The sequence below is a fragment of the Pseudomonas sp. P4_B4 genome, assembly GCF_056402255.1.
This window is the reverse complement of the sequence record NZ_JBFUHS010000001.1, coordinates 420569-439533: the sequence shown is the minus strand read 5'-3', so window position 1 is coordinate 439533 and position 18965 is coordinate 420569. Positions and strand designations below refer to the sequence as shown.

Below are 18965 nucleotides of genomic sequence, written 5' to 3'. Positions count from 1 at the left end.
GCCCAACGGGGGCAAGCCCCCTCGCCACAGGTTTGGTGTCGGTTACAACGAATCCAGACATCCCGCCAGATCATTCCCCAATTTCTCCAACACCTGCTCATAGCCCTGAGCAGTCGCCGGCGTGTACCCGCCCAGCGCGTCCAGTTCAGCCAGTTTCACCGGCAAACCCGCCACCAGGGTTTCCGCCAGACGCGGCCGCAGCGGCGGTTCGCTGAACACGCAGGTCTTGCCGACTTCCTGCAAACGCGCGCGCATCGCCGCGACATGCTGGGCACCGGGTTGTACTTCGGCCGCGACGCTGAACACACCCACGTGCTTGAGGCCGTAGGCGTCTTCGAAGTAGTCGAAGGCTTCGTGGAACACGAAGTAGGGCTTGCCTTGAACATCGGCCAGGCGTTTCTTCAGGCGCGCATCCAACGCATCGAGACGCTCGTCGAAGGCTTTCAGATTGCTCTGATAGCGCGCGGCATTGTCAGGATCGGCGGCACTCAGGTCCGCCGCCATTTTCGTGGCGATGACCCGGGCGTTGACCGGCGACAGCCACAGGTGCGCATCCAGGCTGCCCGGGCGGTGATCGTGGTCATGTTCGTCGGCTTCTTCGGCGTGGGAGTGGCTATCTTCGGCAAAGCGGCGCAGTTTCATGCCTGGCAAATCCTGCACGGCCACGTTGGGCAACGTACGACCATTGAGTACGCGTGGCAGGAAACCTTCCATGTCCGGGCCGATCCAGTACAACAGGTCCACCGATTGCACCTTGCGCACATCGGAAGGGCGCAACGCATAGTTATGCGGTGAGGCACCCGGTGGCAGCAAAACCTCGGGGATCGCCACGCCGTCCTGCACCGCCGCGGCGATCAACTGCAGGGGCTTGATGCTGGTCAGGACCTTGACCTCGGCCTGCGCCGAACCGATCAGTAGAAAACTTGCGATAAATGCGACAAAAACAGAAAAAAGTCGGGACACGATGACCACTCGAAGAGGCTAGAACGGGTAACATAATAACGTCTCTCACAAAACTCGTCGCCGCTCATGCTAAAAACACCGATCGCCAGCCGTCCCCACGACCACTCACATTGCGTTCACAGCGCTTTGTCCGAGGCCGATGCCCTGTGCGCACGTCAAGGCCTGCGCCTGACCGCGTTACGCCGGCGGGTGCTGGAACTGGTGTGGCAAAGCCACAAGCCGCTGGGTGCCTACGACATTCTCGCGGTCCTCAGCGAGCAGGACGGTCGCCGCGCTGCGCCGCCGACGGTGTACCGCGCGCTGGATTTCCTGCTGGAGAACGGCTTGGTCCATCGGATTTCCTCGCTCAACGCCTTCATCGGCTGCAATCACCCGGAACATGTTCACCAGGGTCAGTTCCTGATCTGCCGTATGTGCCACGCGGCCATCGAACTTGAGCAAAAATCCATCAGCGACGCGATCATCGCCAGCGCCAGGGATGTCGGGTTTGTCGTCGAAGGCCAGACCGTCGAAGTGGTCGGTCTCTGCTCGGGTTGTCAGGGGGCTTGATGAGCAACGCGCTGATCCGTCTTGAGCAGGTTGCGGTCACGTTCGCCGGGCAACCGGTGCTCGACAACATCGAGCTGAGCGTCGAGCCGGGGCAAATCGTTACCCTGATCGGCCCCAACGGCGCTGGCAAAACCACATTGGTGCGTGCCGTGCTCGGCCTGTTGAAACCGGACAGCGGCAGCGTCTGGCGCAAGCCGAAACTGCGGGTCGGTTACATGCCGCAAAAACTTCATGTCGATCCGACCCTCCCGCTGTCGGTCCTGCGTTTCTTGCGCCTGGTGCCGGGCGTGGACCGTGCGATGGCCTTGGCGGCACTCAAGGAAGTCGGCGCCGAACAGGTGATCGACAGCCCGGTGCAAAGCGTTTCCGGTGGCGAAATGCAGCGGGTGTTGCTGGCCCGGGCCTTGTTGCGCGAGCCAGAACTGCTGGTGCTCGACGAACCGGTACAGGGTGTCGACGTGGCCGGCCAGGCTGAGCTTTACAGCCTGATCACCCGCCTGCGCGACCGCCATGGTTGTGGCGTGCTGATGGTCTCCCACGATTTGCATCTGGTGATGAGCACCACGGATCAAGTGGTTTGCCTTAATCGTCACGTCTGCTGTTCCGGCCATCCCGAGCAGGTCAGCGGCGATCCGGCTTTCGTCGAGCTGTTCGGAAAAAACGCACAAAGCCTGGCGATTTATCACCACCATCACGACCACGCTCACGACTTGCATGGCTCGGTGGTCAAGCCGCCCGCGTCGGGCCAACCCCATGTTCACGGAGATAGCTGCAAGCATGGCTGATTTTCTGCTCTACGCCCTGCTTGCAGGCTTGGCCCTGGCCGTCGTCGCAGGCCCGCTGGGGTCTTTCGTGGTCTGGCGGCGCATGGCCTATTTCGGCGACACCCTGTCGCACGCGGCATTGCTCGGGGTGGCCCTGGGCTTCCTGCTGGATGTCAGCCCGACTGTTGCCGTCACTGTTGGCTGCTTGCTGTTGGCGGTGATGCTGGTGACCTTGCAACAACGCCAGCCGCTGGCATCCGACACACTTTTGGGAATTCTCGCACCCAGCACGCTCTCTCTGGGCCTGGTGGTACTAAGCTTCATGCACGAAGTGCGGATCGACCTGATGGCCTATCTGTTCGGCGACCTGCTGGCGATCAGTCCGACCGATCTGGCCTGGATCCTTGGCGGCAGCGCTGCGGTACTGGTCTTGCTGGTTGCGTTGTGGCGCCCATTGCTGGCGATCACGGTGCATGAAGAACTGGCCAGGGTCGAAGGCCTGCCGGTGGCGGGATTGCGCCTGGCCCTGATGCTGTTGATCGCCGTGGTGATTGCCGTGGCGATGAAAATCGTCGGCGTATTGCTGATCACTTCATTGCTGATCATCCCGGCCGCTGCGGCACAACGTCACGCCCGCTCACCGGAACAGATGGCACTGGGCGCGAGCCTGCTGGGCATACTCGCCGTGTGTGGCGGGCTGGCGCTGTCCTGGTTCAAGGACACCCCGGCCGGCCCGTCGATTGTGGTGACGGCCGCCGCGCTATTTCTGCTGAGTTTTGTTCTGCCCCGTCGAGGGGTGTAGACTTGCTCGTTTTTTGCGCAAATAGAGAGTCGCAGGAATGAAGTCGTTCGCCTCCCGTTATCTGCTCCTTGTCGCATTTTCTTTGCTGCTGGGCGCCTGCCAAAGCACGCCATCGGAAGCCACCAAGGCCGCCGATGCACGGGCCACGGCCATCGTGCAGCTGGAGCAAAACATCGCCAGCGATGAACTGGCCACCGCCGAGGACCAATTGGCAGCCTTGCAGGCCGAATCGCCCAACGATGCTTCCCTTGAGCAATACCAGCGGCAGCTGGCTGAAGCCTATCTGCGCCGCAGCCAGATCGTGCTGCAAAAGGGTGATGTGGATGCTGCCGCGACCGCCTTGAGTCGTGCCCGCGCGCTGATGCCCAAGGCTCCGGCGCTGACCGGCGGAGTCAACGGCTCGATTGCCCAGGCGCGCAAGGCCGAGCTGGAAAAAGCCGAAGCCGCCCTCAAGGCTGCCGAAGCCAAGCCAAAAGCCAAGGTTATCGACCTGACGGCTGAAAGCACCACGATCGTGCTGAATATCAACGATATGGGCAAGCTGCGTCGCCAACTGGATGCCATCGCCGCCGATGTGGTGAATTTTCAGTGCGACGTGAGCATTCAGGCTCCACGCACCAATGATTACCCTTGGCTGGCTAACTTGCTGACCAAACGGGTGAAGAGGCTCGATCCTGAGTTTGATCTGAAGCTGGAGCGGCAGATTTTGCGCAGTGTTCCGGCGCAGATGGTTCTGAGCCCTCGGAAACCCTGAAAAGCTTCGCGGGCAAGCCCGCGAAGGCGTCCTATCTGGCAGTAAAACTCTCAGGCCTGAATCGCCTTGGCCTTCGCCTCCCTGCCCCAAACCCGATGCTGCCCAGCAGGTCGAAGTTGCCTTCGGCCTTGGGCGAGCCTCTTCAGCCGTTCCTTTTTTCTGACCTTTGATCGCGTTATTTCCAAATGACAGGACAATTGCGAAATAAATGCTAAGAACCTCTATACGGACAGGCTAAAATGCGCGCCCGGCTAACCGCTGATCCTTTTCTAACGCGCCCCACAAGGTTCGCTACGTGATCGAGTTTCAAAACGTCCATAAAACCTACCGCGTCGCCGGTAAGGAAATCCCCGCCCTGCATCCGACCAGTCTGACGATTGAGAACGGGCAGGTTTACGGCTTGATCGGTCATTCCGGCGCAGGAAAAAGTACCCTGCTGCGTCTGATCAATCGCCTGGAAAATGCCAGCGGCGGCAAGATCACCGTCGACGGTGAAGAAGTCACCGCTCTCGACGCCAACGGCCTGCGCCGCTTCCGTCAACAGGTCGGGATGATTTTCCAGCACTTCAACCTGCTAGCCTCCAAGACTGTCGCCGACAACGTCGCGCTGCCGCTGACCCTGGCCGGCGAACTGTCGCGCAGCGAGATCGATTCCCGCGTAGCCGAGTTGCTGGCGCGAGTCGGTTTGTCCGACCACGCCAAGAAATACCCGGCGCAATTGTCCGGCGGGCAGAAGCAGCGTGTAGGCATTGCCCGTGCGCTGGCGACCAAACCGAAAATCCTGCTGTGCGACGAAGCCACCAGCGCCCTCGACCCGCAAACCACCGCATCGGTGTTGCAATTGCTGGCCGAGATCAATCGCGAGCTGAAATTGACCATCGTCTTGATCACCCACGAGATGGACGTGATCCGCCGGGTCTGCGATCAGGTAGCCGTGATGGACGCTGGCGTGATCGTCGAGCAAGGCTCGGTGGCCGAAGTGTTCCTGCATCCGAAGCACCCGACCACCAAGCGCTTCGTGCAGGAAGACGAGCAGATCGACGAAAGCGAGCAGCGTGACGACTTCGCTCACGTACCGGGGCGCATCCTGCGTCTGACCTTCCAGGGCGAAGCGACATACGCGCCGCTGCTGGGTACCGTCGCCCGGGAAACCGGTGTGGACTACAGCATCCTGGCCGGTCGTATCGACCGCATCAAAGACATCCCTTACGGGCAACTGACCCTGGCCGTGACCGGCGGTGACATGGAAGCGGCCTTTGCCCGCTTCACCGCTGCCGACGTCCACATGGAGGTGCTGCGCTAATGGAAGCCCTGACAAGTTTCTTCGCCAATATCGACTGGTTCGAAATCTGGCTGGCCACCGGCGACACCCTGCTGATGCTCGGCGGTTCGCTGTTGTTCACCGTGCTGCTCGGCTTGCCGCTGGGCGTGCTGCTGTTCCTGTGCAGCCCGCGCCAGTTGCTGGAAGCCAAAGGCGTCTACGCGATGTTGTCGCTGGTGGTGAACATCCTGCGTTCGCTGCCGTTCATCATCCTGTTGATCGTGATGATTCCCTTCACCGTGCTGATCACCGGCACGTCCCTGGGTGTCGCTGGTGCGATCCCGCCGCTGGTGGTGGGTGCCACGCCGTTCTTCGCCCGCCTGGTGGAAACCGCCCTGCGTGAAGTGGATCGCGGCATCATCGAAGCGACCCAGGCCATGGGCGCGACCACGCGACAGATCATCACCAATGCCTTGCTGCCGGAGGCTCGTCCGGGCATCTTCGCGGCGATTACGGTGACAGCCATTACACTGGTGTCCTACACGGCGATGGCTGGTGTCGTGGGCGCAGGTGGTCTGGGTGACCTGGCGATCCGTTTCGGTTACCAGCGTTTCCAGACCGATGTGATGGTCGTGACGGTGGTATTGCTGCTGGTATTGGTCCAGGTGCTGCAAACCGTCGGCGACAAATTGGTTGTGCATTTCTCCCGTAAATAAGACAAGACATGAGCCGGCCATACGCTGGCAGGCACCGGAAACGGTGCCGCACAAGGAGTTAGCTGAATGAAAAAACTACTCGTCGCCCTCGCTGCTGTTGCCGCATTCTCGGCCCACGCGGCCGACACCCTGACCGTCGCGGCCACTCCGGTGCCACACGCCGAGATCCTCGAATTCGTGAAGCCGGCCCTGGCCAAAGAAGGCGTGGACCTGAAGGTCAAGGTATTCACCGACTACATCCAGCCGAACGTGCAGGTCGCGGAAAAGCGCCTGGACGCCAACTTCTTCCAGCACCAGCCGTACCTGGATGAGTTCAACAAGGCCAAGGGCACCCACCTGGTTTCCGTTGCTGGCGTGCACCTGGAGCCCCTGGGCGCTTACTCCAGCAAGTACAAGACCATTGCTGAATTGCCTGGCGGTGCCAACGTGGTCATCCCGAACGATGCCACCAATGGCGGCCGTGCACTGTTGCTGATGGCCAAGGCCGGCCTGATCAAGTTGAAGGATTCGAACAACATCCTGTCGACTGTGAAAGACATCACCGAAAACACCAAGGACCTGAAAATCCGCGAACTGGAAGCCGCCACCATCCCGCGCGTGCTGACCCAGGTCGACCTGGCGCTGATCAACACCAACTACGCGCTGGAAGCCAAGCTCGATCCAGCCAAGGACGCGCTGTTCATCGAAGGCAGCGACTCGCCTTACGTGAACATTCTGGTGGCTCGTCCGGATGACAAGGACAGCGAAGCGATGAAGAAACTGGTCGCTGCCCTGCACAGCCCGGAAGTGAAGGCCTTCATTCTCGAGAAGTACAAAGGCGCGGTGGTACCGGCGTTCTGATCGACTGAAAGCAGCAAAAAAAGGGGCGCATCGAATGCGCCCCTTTTTTGTGCCTTGAAATACAAGCCCGCTCCCACAGGGTTTGGTGGTGTTTTCAGTTGCGTTTGAGCATCACCGGCAACTGCGCCACCAACTTCGCATTGTTCAACGGCGCACGGATGAATCCGCGCTGAGTGCCGTCCGGCCCGATCACCGCGAGGTTGCCGCTGTGGTCAACGGTGTAGTTCGGCTTGCTGGTGTCCGCCGGAATGAACGGAATGCTCACCGCGTTGGCGATCTTTTGCAGCTCATCGGTCGACGCCGGGGTCAGGCCCATGAACTGCGGGTCGAAGTAGCCCAGGTACTGCTTGAGTTGCTTGGGCGTATCGCGATTGGGGTCAATGCTGACCAGCACGATTTGCAGTTTATCCACGGCCTCTGGCGGCAACTCGCTCTTGATCTGTCGCAACTGGGCGAGTGTGGTCGGGCAGATGTCCGGGCAGAAGGTGTAGCCGAAGAACAGCAGGCTCCACTTGCCTTTCAATTCATTGATTGCAACCGGCTGGCCGTCCTGATTGGTCATCGTTATGTCCGGCAGATTACGGCTCTGCGGCAGCAGAATGATGCCGGCGTCGATCAGCGCCGTCGGATCGCCCTGGTTTTTTCCGGACAGCACCTTGTTGACGGTCAGGCCCAGGATCAGCGCGATCAAGGCGACGAGTATGAAGACGGTTTTCTGGGTTCGAGTCATAGGTTCAACAGTAAGTAGTGGTCTACGAGCAGGGCGATAAACAGCAAGAACAAGTAGTAAATAGAGTACTTGAACGTGTTGATCGCCGCGTGCGGCCGAGTGCCACGGTACAGCACCACGGCCCAATGCAGAAACCGTGCGCCCAGCCCGAGCGCGCAGGCCAGGTAGAGCGTGCCGCTCATGTGGATCACATAAGGCATGAGGCTGACGGCAAGCAATGCGAAGGTATAAAGCAGGATGTGAATCTTGGTGTAGTGCTCGCCGTGGGTGACCGGCAGCATCGGGATGTCGGCCTTGGCGTATTCCTCCTTGCGATGGATCGCCAGCGCCCAGAAATGCGGCGGGGTCCAGGCGAAGATGATCAGCACCAGCAGCAACGGTTCGGCGCTGACGTGACCAGTGGCGGCGGTCCAGCCAAGCAATGGCGGCGCGGCACCAGCCAGACCACCGATGACAATGTTCTGCGGGGTCGCGCGCTTGAGGAATCCGGTGTAGACCACCGCGTAGCCGAGCAACGAGGCGAGGGTCAGCCACGCAGTCAGCGGGTTGGTAAACGCCAGCAGCATGGCTTGTCCGAGGACCGCCAATACCAGCGCGAACGTCAGCGCGGCGGTCGGAGAAACCCGGCCTTCGGCGAGCGGCCGTTTGTGAGTGCGCGCCATGACCGCATCGATGCGCCGATCCACCACATGATTGACCGCCGCTGCGCCACCGGCACACAGGGCGATGCCCAGGTTGCCGAAGATTAGCACCGTCCACGGCACCCCGGCACGGGTCGCGAGGAACATCCCCACCAGTGACGTGATGAGCATCAGCACCACGACTTTGGGCTTGGTCAGTTCCAGGTAGTCACGCCAGATCGCCTGACTGGGACGTTCGCCGATCAGAATCGCCATGGCATCTCTCCTTTTATTGTTATGGGCCCGGCTGAGTGTTTACGCGGGCTGAAGTGCCAGCGCGCTTGCTTGACCCGGACCAGGCTGGTTCGGGCGTGGTAATTGACCAGCACCATGGTCAGCAACAGCGCCGCGCCGCCCGCGTTATGCGCGACGGCCACCGGCAGCGGCAGATGGAACAGCACGTTGCTGATGCCCAGGGTGATTTGTGCGCCAAGGGTGATCAGCACCAGGCCTGCCAGGCGCGTCATGCCGACTGCTTTCAGTTGCCAGGCCAGACCGAGCAGCACCAGGGTCACTAGCAGGGCGCCGATACGGTGAGTCAGGTGAATGGCCGTACGGGCGTCGCTGTCCAGTTGCCCGCCGAGGTAGTTCGGGCCGATGTGCTGGGTCAGGTGGAAGCCGTTGGCGAAGTCCGCCGATGGCAACCACTGGCCGTGACAGGTCGGAAAGTCGATGCAGGCCACGGCGGCGTAATTGGAACTGACCCAGCCACCGAGGGCGATTTGCCCGATCACCAGCAACAGCCCCGCCGTCGCCCAGTGCTGCAAACGTCGTGGCACGGTCAGCGCCGGCAGTACGCCGGACAGGCGCAAGGTCAGCAGAAACAACAGGCTCAAGGTCGCGAAGCCGCCCAGCAAATGCCCGGTGACCACCTGCGGCCAGAGCTTGAGCGTTACCGTCCACATGCCGAACGCGGCTTGGCCAAAAACCACCGCCAACAGAAACAACGGCAGCTTCACCGGCTGCCCGGGATGGTGGCGATGCACCCACGCACGACCGGCCAACACCGCGATCAACACTCCCAGCGTGCCGGCGAAGTAGCGGTGGACCATCTCGTTCCAGCCCTTGTGGGCCTCGACCGGAGCGTCCGGGAAATGCAATTCGGCATGTGCCAGTTGGGCTTCGCTTTTTGGCACGCTGATGAAGCCATAGCAGCCGGGCCAGTCCGGGCAGCCGAGGCCGGCGTGGGTCAGGCGGGTGTAGGCGCCGAGCAACACCACAATCAGTGCCAGTAAGGTGGCAAACAGCGCGAGGCGAAATCCAGGTTTGGCCATGACGATGCCCTTATCCGATGTTCGACAGTTTCAGCAGGTGGCGCAGATCGTTGAGCAAGTCCTTGCCCTTCACCGACGGGTCGTAGCGCAGCACCAGATTGCCGTGGGGGTCGATGATCCACAGGTGCGGCGCGTCATTGCCCTGAGCGCCTTTTGTGTAGGCAGGCAAGTCCAGTGAATAGCGTTGCAACTGCGGGTACTCGCGTTGAAGTTTAGTCTCGTAATCGCTGTTTAGCGTCTGCGCGGCGGCCAATGCATGGCTGGCGCGGGACGCATCGCGGCCGAGGCCGATCTGGATCTGCCGCGCCAGGTACACCAGTTGCTGGCAGTCCACCGCGCAATCCTTGGGCGCCGTCACCAGCATCTGCCAGCGATCTTCCTGGGCCTGCACGCCGATATCGGCGCGGGTCTGGCCGTTGCCGATCAGTTCGCCGTGATAACTGCGGCCCTCGGGCACCCAGAAATTCAGCTTGTACATGCCGGTGGCGAGGATCATCGGACCGATCACCCCGAGCAGGATCAGCAGCAGTTGCAACCGGCCTTTGCGCCGGTTCGCCGACGGTTTCACCTCAGACATGCTGGGTGGATTCATGGCTGCTCCCATGGTGTTTCTCCTTTGCGTTGTGCCAGCCGAGATAGAGATAAAGACCGAACAGGGCGATCGCCATGGCGAACCACTGCACGGCATAAGCGATGTGTTTTTCCGGGCCCATGGCGACTACTGGCCAGTCGGCCTGATAGGTGGCGGGGCCGGTTTCGGCGCGCAGTTCGTAGGCAAAGCCTTCGCGGTTCAGTGCTGTCCAGAGCTTGGTTGGCTCAATGGCCGTAATCAGCTTCGGCCATGTCAACGTTGTGGGATCTGCGTGCAATTGGAACGTCATCCCGGGGGAGACGTAGACCCACGCGTCGAGGCTGACTGCTTCGGCAGGTGTCTTGAATTGCGGTGGAGTGCGGCGCTCCGGCCAAGGCAACCAGCCGCGATTGACCAGCAGCCAAAGCCCGGTGGCCTGATCGTGAAAGGGTTGCAACAGCTCGACGCCGACCCTGCCGTTGCGTTGACTGTTATCCAGCAGCAGGCTGTGTTCGGCATCGAACTGGCCGTGCAGGCGAACCCGGCGGAAGGCCGGGTCTGTCGTGTGTTGCAGTTCGGTGCTGGCCATCGGCTCAGCGGCGCGGCGTTCGGCGTAGTTTTGCAGCAGCGCGCTTTTCTCCGCGCCCCGACTCAATTGCCAGAACCCCAGGGACACCAGTAGCGGCAGCAACAACGCGACCACCAGCGTTGGCACGATACCCGGCCGAAAGCGCTTCATGGCATCGCCAGAAATTCGGTCACCGCGATAGCTATACTCAAATGCATCGCTTGTCCCCCCGGAGTCTCACCATGCTCAAAGCAGCCATCGTCCTGATGCTGATTGCCACGGTTGTCAGCCTGTTCAGCGGCCTGTTTTTTCTGGTCAAGGACGACAGCCGCTCAAACCGCCTCGTCATTGCCTTGAGTGTGCGAGTGACGCTGGCCGCCCTTACCCTCGGTCTGATCGCCTGGGGTTTTTTCAGCGGCCAACTGGTCTCCCACGTACCTTGGTAGTTTCAAGCTCAAAACTTGAGGCTTGAAGCTTGAAGCTGCTTTAAAGCACATAGACGAAAACAAACAGCCCGATCCACACCACATCCACGAAGTGCCAGTACCAGCTCGCCGCTTCGAAGCCGAACTGGTGCTCGCTGTCGAAGTGCCCTCGCATGATCCGCATCAGCATCACGAACAGGATGATGGTGCCGATGGTCACATGGGCGCCGTGGAACCCGGTGAGCATGAAGAATGTCGCGCCGTAGATGCCCGAGCCCAGGGTCAGGCCCAGCTCGCGGTAGGCGTGCATGTACTCTTCGGCCTGGAACGTGAGGAACGCGCAGCCCAGCAACACGGTGAGCGCCAGCCAAAGTTTCAGTGCGCCGCGATGGCCCTTTTTCAAGGCGTGGTGGGCAATGGTCACGGTCACGCTGGAACTCACCAATAACACTGTATTGAGCAGTGGCAGGCCCCAGGGGCTGATGACTTCCTTGGGCGGCGGAAACAGCTTCGAGTCGGGGTTGCTCAGCAGCGGCCATGTGAACTGGAAGTTCGGCCACAGCATGTGCGCGATGCCTTTGGCGCCTTCACCACCGAGCGCCGGTCCGGAGATATGACGGACATAAAACAGCGCGCCAAAGAAGGCGATGAAGAACATCACCTCTGAGAAGATGAACCAGCTCATGCCCCAGCGGAACGAGCGATCCATTTGCGGGCTGTACAAACCACCGCGACTTTCCTTGATTACCGTACCGAACCAGCCGAACAGCATGTAAGCCACCAACAGCCCGCCGACGAAAAAGATCAGCGGCCCGTGGGATTCCGGACGCGCCGCTTTCAGATCGTTGAACCAGGTAGCCAGGCCGTACACGGTGGTGACCATGCCGAGCGTGGCGATAATCGGCCATTTGCTCTGGGCGGGAACGTAATAATGTTCATGAGTTGCCATTTATTGTTCTCCTTATCGGGCACGCTCAACCGCCAGTGTTTACAGCTACCGGTGGATGTCGGGCGGTGATATCGAACAGCGTGTAAGACAGCGTCAGGTGCTTCACATCCTTGGGCATGTCACGGTCAACGATGAAACGTACCGGCATCTCGATCCGTTGACCGGGCTGCAGCACTTGCTGGGTAAAGCAGAAACATTCCGTCTTGTGGAAGTACGCAGCGGCAGTACTCGGCGCGATACTCGGCACGGCCTGGGCACTCATCGGCTTATCGGTCGGGTTGTGAGCGATGAAGATCATCTCGTTCACCGCCCCCGGATGGGCCACCAGTTCCTCGCCCTTGGGATAGAAGTCCCAGGGCATATCGGCAGTGTTGGTCGACAGAAACTGCACACGCACCTGCCGCGAGGTGTCGACTGTTTGCTCACCCTCGTACTGCCCGCCGGTCTTGCCATTAATGCCGAAGGCCTTGCACATCACGTCGTAGATCGGCACCAGTGCAAACCCGAACACAAACATCGCCACCACCACGGTCAGCAGGCGCGTGACCAGTTTCTTCAACGAAATCGAGTCAGCCATGATTTCCAGCCTCCACCGTGCCCCTTGTAGGAGCGAGCTTGCTCGCGATGGGCGTAAACGAAAACGCATGCTGTCTGGAAAAACGCGTCGCTTTCACATTCATCGCGAGCGAGCTCGCTCCTACAGGGGCCAAGGTGTTCATTTCACTTCCGGCGGCGTGGTGAAGGTGTGATACGGCGCTGGCGACGGAATGCTCCACTCCAGGCCTTCAGCCCCGTCCCACGGCTTGGCCGGTGCTGGCGGACCGCCGCGAATGGTCTTGATCACAATGAACAGGAAGAAGATCTGCGTGGCGCCGAACATGAATGCGCCGATCGACGACACCATGTTGAAGTCGGCGAACTGCAGGTTGTAGTCCGGAATCCGTCGCGGCATGCCCGCCAGCCCCACGAAGTGCATCGGGAAGAAGGCCATGTTCATCCCAATGAACGACAGCCAGAAATGCAGCTTGCCGAGGGTTTCGTCGTACATGTGGCCGGTCCATTTCGGCATCCAGTAATAGGCCGAAGCGAAGATCCCGAAGATCGCCCCCGGCACCAGCACATAGTGGAAATGCGCGACCACGAAGTAGGTGTCCTGGTACTGGAAGTCCGCTGGGGCGATGGCCAGCATCAACCCGGAGAAACCGCCGATGGTGAACAGGATCACGAACGCCACGGCAAACAGCATCGGCGTCTCGAACGTCAGCGAGCCTTGCCACATGGTGCTGGCCCAGTTGAACACCTTCACGCCCGTTGGCACCGCGATCAGCAGCGTGGCGTACATGAAGAACAACTCGCCCACCAGCGGAATGCCGACCACGAACATGTGGTGCGCCCAGACGATAAACGACAGGAACGCGATACTCGCCGTGGCGTAGACCATCGAGGTGTAGCCGAACAGTGGCTTGCGCGAAAAAGCCGGAATGATCGAACTGACGGCACCGAACGCCGGCAGGATCATGATGTACACCTCGGGGTGACCGAAGAACCAGAAAACATGCTGGAACAGCACCGGGTCTCCGCCACCGGCGGCACTGAAGAAACTGGTGCCGAAGTGGATATCCATCAGCATCATCGTCACGCAACCTGCCAATACCGGCATCACCGCGATCAGCAGGAACGCGGTGATCAGCCAGGTCCAGACGAACAACGGCATTTTCATCAGCGTCATGCCGGGGGCGCGCAGGTTGAGGATGGTGGCGATCACGTTGATCGCGCCCATGATCGAACTGATCCCCATCAAGTGGATGGCGAAGATGAAGAAGGTCACGCTTTCCGGCGCGTAGGTGGTCGACAGCGGCGCGTAGAACGTCCAGCCGAAGTTCGGCCCGCCACCGGCGGTGAACAGGGTCGACACCAGCAACAGGAACGCCGCCGGCAACAGCCAGAAGCTGAAGTTGTTCATGCGCGGCAGGGCCATGTCCGGCGCGCCGATCATCAGCGGGATCATCCAGTTGGCAAGGCCGACAAAGGCCGGCATCACCGCACCGAAGACCATCACCAGACCGTGCATGGTGGTCATCTGGTTGAAGAATTCCGGCTGGACGATCTGCAGCCCCGGCTGGAACAGCTCGGCGCGAATCACCATCGCGAACGAACCGCCAAGCAGGAACATGGAGAATGCAAACCACAGGTACAACGTACCGATGTCCTTGTGGTTGGTGGTCAGCACCCAGCGCATCAGGCCTTTGGCGGGGCCATGGGCGTGGTCGGTGGCGGTATGAACATGTTCATCGATTACAGCAGTCATGTCCTGTCTCCTGCAAACAGATGGGCTGGGCAGGCCGGGGTGCGTAGCCCCGACCGGTTCCTTACGTGCGCAATAGACCGGGTCATTTGCTTTCCGCCTGTTTCAGCTCCAGCACTTCTTTAGGCGTGACCATGTCGCCCTTGTTGTTGCCCCATGCATTACGTTCATAGGTCACGACTGCCGCGATATCGACTTCCGAGAGTTGCTTGCCGAACGCCGCCATGGCGGTGCCAGGCTTGCCGTGGAAGACCAGGCTCAGGTGAGCGTCTTTCGGTCCGGTGGCGATTTTCGAGCCCTTGAGTGCCGGGAACATCGGCGGCAGACCCTGACCTTCGGCCTGGTGACAGGCCACGCAGGTGGTGTGATAGACCTTGTCGCCGCGCTCCTTGAGCTCGTCGAGGGTCCATTCCTTGCTGGTCAGCTCTTTGAGTTGCGCGACCTCGACCTTGCGATCGGCCAGCCATTTTTCGTAATCGGCCTTTTCCTTGACCTCGACCACGGTCGGCATGAAGCCGTGATCCTTGCCGCACAACTCGGCGCACTGGCCACGGTAAATGCCGGGCTTGTCGATGCGGGTCCAGGCTTCATTGACGAACCCGGGAATCGCATCGCGCTTGACCGCGAAAGCCGGCACCCACCAGGAGTGGATCACGTCGGCAGAGGTCACCAGGAAGCGCACTTTGGTGCCGACCGGCAGCACCAATGGCTTGTCGACTTCGAGCAAATAATGCTCGCCCTTGGCTTCCTTGTTGTGGATTTGATCCTGGGGGGTGGTCAGGTTGCTGAAGAACTCGACGTCCTGGCCCAGGTATTTGTAGTGCCACTTCCACTGGTAGCCGGTGATCTGGATATCGATTTCTGGCTCGCTGGCGTCGTACATCTTGATCAGGGTCGCGGTAGCGGGAATCGCCATGGCCACCAGGATCAGGAAGGGCACGATGGTCCAGAGGATTTCGACGGTGGTGCTTTCATGAAATTTGGCGGCCACCTGCCCGGTCGAGCGGCGGTGGAGAATCATCGACCAGAACATGGCACCAAAAACGATGATGCCGATCACCACACAGATCCAGAAAATGATCATGTGCAGGTCGAATACTGCGTGACTGATTTCAGTCGCTCCAGGCGCCATATTCACAGTCCAGGCCGCTTGCGCCTGACTGAAAATCGACCACAACAGGAGGCCCATCCAGACATGTGGATGTCGCATCATTGCGGGTTCCCCTTATCGTTCTTGTTATCCCGCCGGCTTTCACCTGCGGCAAGGGAGCGGCTGCATCAGACTACGAACTTGAGCACCGGGCCTTGCTGCATATGCAGTCGGGCGTCATCAGCTAACTCCATTCCAACCCGAGTATAGACAGCACCTCTGACCTCGCAATGCGAAGGCGTAAATCATCTGAAACAGCATTAGCTTGCTTTGCAGGGTACGAATGGAGAAGGATGCAGACGAGTGGTGGCTAATCGATATAACGGGGCTGTCTCAAGGATGAAATAATTATGACAAATGCGTCTTAGCATTTTTCGTAAGCCAGCTAAGTTATGTCTTCCCTATTTCATTGCCTTGTTTCCTGGAGTTTTCATGAACACCGCCGCATTGCGCGAGCAGATCCAAAAAGCCCAACAACACGAAGCCGAGACCGGCCTGCTGACGCGTCAGCTGGAAAGTAAACTGCCTCACCTGCACCCGGCGATCCAATTGCCGGAGACCGATACCAACGGCGTACTGACGCGATTTGTCGCGGCCTACATCGAAGAAGTGCCCGATCTGCTGGATGCAGCCAATGAAGTCGCCAGGGAAGCGGGCATCGCGTCACAGATCAAACCGGTGCTGGCAATCGCCGAGCAGTACTTCCTCCAGCCGCCAGCCATCATGGCCGGCCATATCGGGCTCGACAGCCTGCTGGATGAAGCCTATCTGGCGCACCGGTTTGTCGAAGAGGTCAACGACCTGTACATCAAGCATTTCGGCCAGCCACTGATCCCCTTGGACATGACTGTCGCCAACCTGATTGCTCACCAATTGATCGGTGAGTCGTTCGCCAACCAACTGGACGAAGTGGTGCATCACGCCATCGACGAGATGCTCAACGACGAAAGCTTCGCACTGGAGTCGGTGGAAGCCTACCGTGAGAAGCTCAACAGCCCGGACACCGGCGCCGCGTGGAAACGCTGGCCGTGCATGTCCCGCCGTTTGGGCGTAGGCCTGGAACTGGATCAGCCGGCGGCTTGATCCATCGGTAAACACAATCCCCTGTGGGAGCGGGCTTGCTCGCGAATGCGGTTAACCATTCAGCATATGAGTTGGCTGATCCACCGCTTTCGCGAGCAAGCCCGCTCCCACACTGTTATCTACCCGGCCGCGCCGACGCCGGTATTCGTTCGCACCCGTCCCTCAAGCCTACGCTTCAATCCCCGCGATTCAATCAACAGCTTCGAGCCCTTGGCCGCATTCGCCCGCCCCCACTCCTCCAGCAGTTCCAGACACGAGTGATCGATGTAGCTCAGGTTATTGAGCGGCACATGCACCGTCGCGCCTGGTGGAATACTACCCAGCACTTGGGTCAGCGCCGGCACTTTGAGGAAGGTCGCCGCTCCTGCCAGGCGCAATTCCATTTGCCCTTCCTGAGGCAGGTCGATCAGGCTGATTTTCAACCGCGAAGCTTTCAGCGCGAGTTTCACCAGCGTCAGGCCGAAGCCAATCAACATACCGGTCAGCAGGTCCGTGAAAACGATGGCAAGCGCGGTTGCCGCATAGGTGAACATCGGCGCTCGACCATACCGGCCCAAACCACGGAAGACCTTGAGATCCACCAGCTTGAAACCGGTGTACACCAGTACGCCCGCCAGGCTCGCCACCGGAATGCTTTGCAGCACGCTGGACAGCAACAGTACGAACGCCAACAACCACAGGCCATGGAAAATGGTCGAAAACCGCGTGGTTGCGCCGGCCTGAACATTCGCCGAACTGCGTACGATAACGCCGGTCATCGGCAACGCCCCAAGCAGGCCACACAGCATGTTGCCGATACCTTGCGCCGATAATTCCCGGTCGAAGTCCGAGCGCTGACCACTGTGCATGCGATCAACCGCGGCGGCTGAAAGCAAGGTTTCGGCGCTGGCGATGAAGGCCACGGCAAACGCAGCGATCAGCAAGGTCGGATCAGCCAGATTGAGCAGATCCGCGGGCTTCAGCCAGTCGATGGCCTCCGTCAGGTTGGCCGGTACCTCAACCCGTTTGACCTGCAACGCCAGCACCAGGCTGGCAAGCGTGGCCAGACCGACGCCAAGTAGTGCCCCAGGAATGAAGCGCAGGGATTGCGGACGGAGTTTCTCCCACAGCCACATGACGGCGATCGTCGACAAACCGAGCAAACCGGCTTGCCAGCCAAACGAGGGCAACGCCTGAGCCATCGCCGCCGGGAAGGCCGCCAGGTTATCCAGGCCCGAGGGTTTTGGTACGGCATCCAGCATCACATGCACCTGAGACAGGATGATCAGCACGCCAATCCCGGCCAGCATGCCGTACACCACCGCGGGGGCCGTCACCCGAAACCAGCAACCCAGCTTCAAACGGCCAGCCACCAGTTGCAGCAAACCCGCCAGCAACAGAATCGGCCCGAGCATGGCGATGCCGTGCTGGCGGACCAGTTCGAATACCAGAACGGCCAGGCCCGCCGCCGGGCCGCTGACTTGCAGTGGCGAACCGGCCAACCAGCCGACTACCAGACCACCTATGATGCCGGTGATCAGACCTTTGGCCGGCGGTAGCCCCGAGGCAATCGCGATGCCCATGCACAGGGGCAGGGCGACCAGAAAAACAACCACCGAAGCCAGCAGCTCCCGTGGCAGAACAGCTTTGAGTCGAGCAGCACGCATAGTGAGTCTCCCGAAGTTTTCTTCAGGCATGGCAAAGCCAGGCTGCCTGAACGGCAGCCTCGGCTGAACCACACAACGATTTAGGAGGATTTAGAAGCGCGCTTTGGGCGTCGCCACTGGAATTGGCAGGCTGCCATTGAGCGGCAGGAAACAGCCTTGATCGGCGTCGTACGCTTTGATTTCGCTGGTTTCGATGTTGTAGACCCAGCCGTGAATAAATAACTGACCGTTGGCCATGCGCGAAGCCACCGACGGATGGGTGCGCAGATGCTGCAATTGGGCGATCACGTTCTCTTCGGTGAGGACGTGCATGCTTTCGCTTTCGCTAGAGCAGTTGCAGTTCTCCTGCACCATGGTTTTGGCCACTTCGGCATGACGCAGCCAGGCTTTGACCGTGGGCATTTTTTCCAGACTGTCCGGGTTGAGCACCGCACGCATGGCGCCGCAGTCGGAATGCCCGCAAATGATGATGTGATGCACCCCCAGAGCCAGTACGGCGTACTCGATGGCCGTGGAAACACCACCGTTCATTTGCCCGTAAGGCGGCACGACGTTGCCGACATTACGGGTCACGAACAGGTCGCCGGGGGAGCTCTGGGTAATCAACTCGGGAACGATGCGCGAATCGGCGCAGGCAATGAACATCGCCCGTGGCCGTTGGGCCGTGGCGAGTTTCTTGAAGAGCTCTTCCTGCTGGGGAAAGATCTCATGATGAAAATGCAAAAAGCCGTCAACGATATGCTGCAACGCTGCATCGGCGGTTTCCGCCTCGGGTTGGGCTGAAGCCGACGCAGCCAACGGCTGTTTATCCTTGTCACTCATCAATTCACCTCATTGGCGGGCTCAGGGAGTCATCCCGTGTGGTCCGGTGTGAAGCCAGTGGCTGGTTAAAAAACATCCAGGCCAAACATCTCGACCCATCAGTCACTCGATGA

General features: G+C 60.1%; 21 protein-coding genes. 9 read left to right on the top strand and 12 right to left on the bottom strand.

Going from position 1 to position 18965, the window contains the following annotated elements; all coding sequences use genetic code 11:
• Window positions 1–42: 42 nt before the first annotated feature.
• Window positions 43–963 (bottom strand): zinc ABC transporter substrate-binding protein ZnuA, encoded by a 921-nt coding sequence (gene znuA, locus AC1DVE_RS02085; protein ID WP_223455059.1) that lies wholly within the window; start codon window positions 961–963, stop codon window positions 43–45.
• Between the two features lie 66 nt (window positions 964–1029).
• Between znuA and zur the strand changes: the two genes are divergently transcribed.
• The 7 genes from zur to AC1DVE_RS02050 all read left to right on the top strand — a co-directional run bounded on the left by zur (window position 1030) and on the right by AC1DVE_RS02050 (window position 6649).
• A complete protein-coding gene (gene zur, locus AC1DVE_RS02080; RefSeq protein ID WP_223531968.1) occupies window positions 1030–1512 on the top strand; it encodes a zinc uptake transcriptional repressor Zur in 483 nt (160 codons plus the stop codon).
• Entirely contained in the window at window positions 1512–2297 is a 786-nt protein-coding gene (gene znuC, locus AC1DVE_RS02075) for a zinc ABC transporter ATP-binding protein ZnuC (RefSeq protein WP_223455063.1), read from the top strand. The genes zur and znuC overlap by 1 nt, the downstream gene beginning before the upstream one ends.
• A complete protein-coding gene (znuB, locus tag AC1DVE_RS02070) occupies window positions 2290–3078 on the top strand; it encodes a zinc ABC transporter permease subunit ZnuB (RefSeq protein WP_223455065.1) in 789 nt (262 codons plus the stop codon). Before znuC ends, znuB begins: the two co-directional genes overlap by 8 nt.
• 37 nt (window positions 3079–3115) lie before the next feature.
• Window positions 3116–3832: a PA5502 family lipoprotein gene (locus AC1DVE_RS02065; RefSeq protein ID WP_223531970.1), complete on the top strand. Its 717-nt coding sequence runs from the start codon at window positions 3116–3118 to the stop codon at window positions 3830–3832.
• A 295-nt stretch (window positions 3833–4127) separates the two neighbouring features.
• Entirely contained in the window at window positions 4128–5135 is a 1008-nt protein-coding gene (locus AC1DVE_RS02060; RefSeq protein WP_223455068.1) for a methionine ABC transporter ATP-binding protein, read from the top strand.
• Window positions 5135–5809, top strand: coding sequence for a methionine ABC transporter permease (locus AC1DVE_RS02055; protein WP_008002212.1), 675 nt, complete (start codon window positions 5135–5137; stop codon window positions 5807–5809). The genes AC1DVE_RS02060 and AC1DVE_RS02055 overlap by 1 nt, the downstream gene beginning before the upstream one ends.
• Before the next feature lie 66 nt (window positions 5810–5875).
• Entirely contained in the window at window positions 5876–6649 is a 774-nt protein-coding gene (locus AC1DVE_RS02050; protein WP_223455070.1) for a MetQ/NlpA family ABC transporter substrate-binding protein, read from the top strand.
• Window positions 6650–6743: 94 nt separating this feature from the next.
• Here AC1DVE_RS02050 and AC1DVE_RS02045 read toward each other — a convergent pair whose 3' ends face one another.
• Genes AC1DVE_RS02045 through AC1DVE_RS02025 form a run of 5 tightly spaced genes read right to left on the bottom strand, consistent with a single transcriptional unit; the run spans window position 6744 to window position 10643 of the window.
• Window positions 6744–7379 carry an SCO family protein gene (locus tag AC1DVE_RS02045; protein ID WP_223531972.1) on the bottom strand — a complete coding sequence of 212 codons (636 nt, stop codon included), beginning with the start codon at window positions 7377–7379 and terminating at the stop codon, window positions 6744–6746.
• Complete coding sequence (cyoE, locus tag AC1DVE_RS02040) at window positions 7376–8275, bottom strand: heme o synthase (RefSeq protein WP_223455074.1); 900 nt, start codon at window positions 8273–8275, stop codon at window positions 7376–7378. Before cyoE ends, AC1DVE_RS02045 begins: the two co-directional genes overlap by 4 nt.
• A complete protein-coding gene (locus AC1DVE_RS02035) occupies window positions 8263–9333 on the bottom strand; it encodes a COX15/CtaA family protein (protein WP_223531974.1) in 1071 nt (356 codons plus the stop codon). Before AC1DVE_RS02035 ends, cyoE begins: the two co-directional genes overlap by 13 nt.
• A 10-nt stretch (window positions 9334–9343) precedes the next feature.
• Entirely contained in the window at window positions 9344–9937 is a 594-nt protein-coding gene (locus AC1DVE_RS02030) for a hypothetical protein (RefSeq protein WP_223455077.1), read from the bottom strand.
• A complete protein-coding gene (locus tag AC1DVE_RS02025) occupies window positions 9903–10643 on the bottom strand; it encodes an SURF1 family protein (protein ID WP_223455079.1) in 741 nt (246 codons plus the stop codon). Before AC1DVE_RS02025 ends, AC1DVE_RS02030 begins: the two co-directional genes overlap by 35 nt.
• A 71-nt stretch (window positions 10644–10714) precedes the next feature.
• On the opposite strand from AC1DVE_RS02025, the gene AC1DVE_RS02020 reads away from it, so the two are divergent.
• Window positions 10715–10918, top strand: a complete 204-nt coding sequence (locus AC1DVE_RS02020; RefSeq protein WP_223455081.1) for a twin transmembrane helix small protein — start codon at window positions 10715–10717, stop codon at window positions 10916–10918.
• A 40-nt stretch (window positions 10919–10958) separates the two neighbouring features.
• Here AC1DVE_RS02020 and AC1DVE_RS02015 read toward each other — a convergent pair whose 3' ends face one another.
• The 4 genes from AC1DVE_RS02015 to coxB form a co-directional block, all read right to left on the bottom strand.
• Window positions 10959–11846, bottom strand: a complete 888-nt coding sequence (locus tag AC1DVE_RS02015; RefSeq protein WP_223455083.1) for a cytochrome c oxidase subunit 3 — start codon at window positions 11844–11846, stop codon at window positions 10959–10961.
• A 25-nt stretch (window positions 11847–11871) separates the two neighbouring features.
• Entirely contained in the window at window positions 11872–12423 is a 552-nt protein-coding gene (locus AC1DVE_RS02010; RefSeq protein ID WP_223455084.1) for a cytochrome c oxidase assembly protein, read from the bottom strand.
• 138 nt (window positions 12424–12561) lie between these two features.
• Window positions 12562–14154: a cytochrome c oxidase subunit I gene (gene ctaD, locus AC1DVE_RS02005; protein ID WP_477783685.1), complete on the bottom strand. Its 1593-nt coding sequence runs from the start codon at window positions 14152–14154 to the stop codon at window positions 12562–12564.
• Between the two features lie 82 nt (window positions 14155–14236).
• Complete coding sequence (coxB, locus tag AC1DVE_RS02000) at window positions 14237–15364, bottom strand: cytochrome c oxidase subunit II (RefSeq protein WP_223455088.1); 1128 nt, start codon at window positions 15362–15364, stop codon at window positions 14237–14239.
• A 369-nt stretch (window positions 15365–15733) separates the two neighbouring features.
• On the opposite strand from coxB, the gene AC1DVE_RS01995 reads away from it, so the two are divergent.
• Window positions 15734–16384, top strand: coding sequence for a hypothetical protein (locus AC1DVE_RS01995; RefSeq protein ID WP_223455090.1), 651 nt, complete (start codon window positions 15734–15736; stop codon window positions 16382–16384).
• 119 nt (window positions 16385–16503) lie between these two features.
• Here AC1DVE_RS01995 and AC1DVE_RS01990 read toward each other — a convergent pair whose 3' ends face one another.
• Window positions 16504–18030, bottom strand: coding sequence for a SulP family inorganic anion transporter (locus tag AC1DVE_RS01990; RefSeq protein ID WP_223455092.1), 1527 nt, complete (start codon window positions 18028–18030; stop codon window positions 16504–16506).
• Between the two features lie 90 nt (window positions 18031–18120).
• Window positions 18121–18852, bottom strand: a complete 732-nt coding sequence (locus AC1DVE_RS01985) for a carbonic anhydrase (RefSeq protein ID WP_223455094.1) — start codon at window positions 18850–18852, stop codon at window positions 18121–18123.
• Between the last annotated feature and the right edge of the window lie 113 nt (window positions 18853–18965).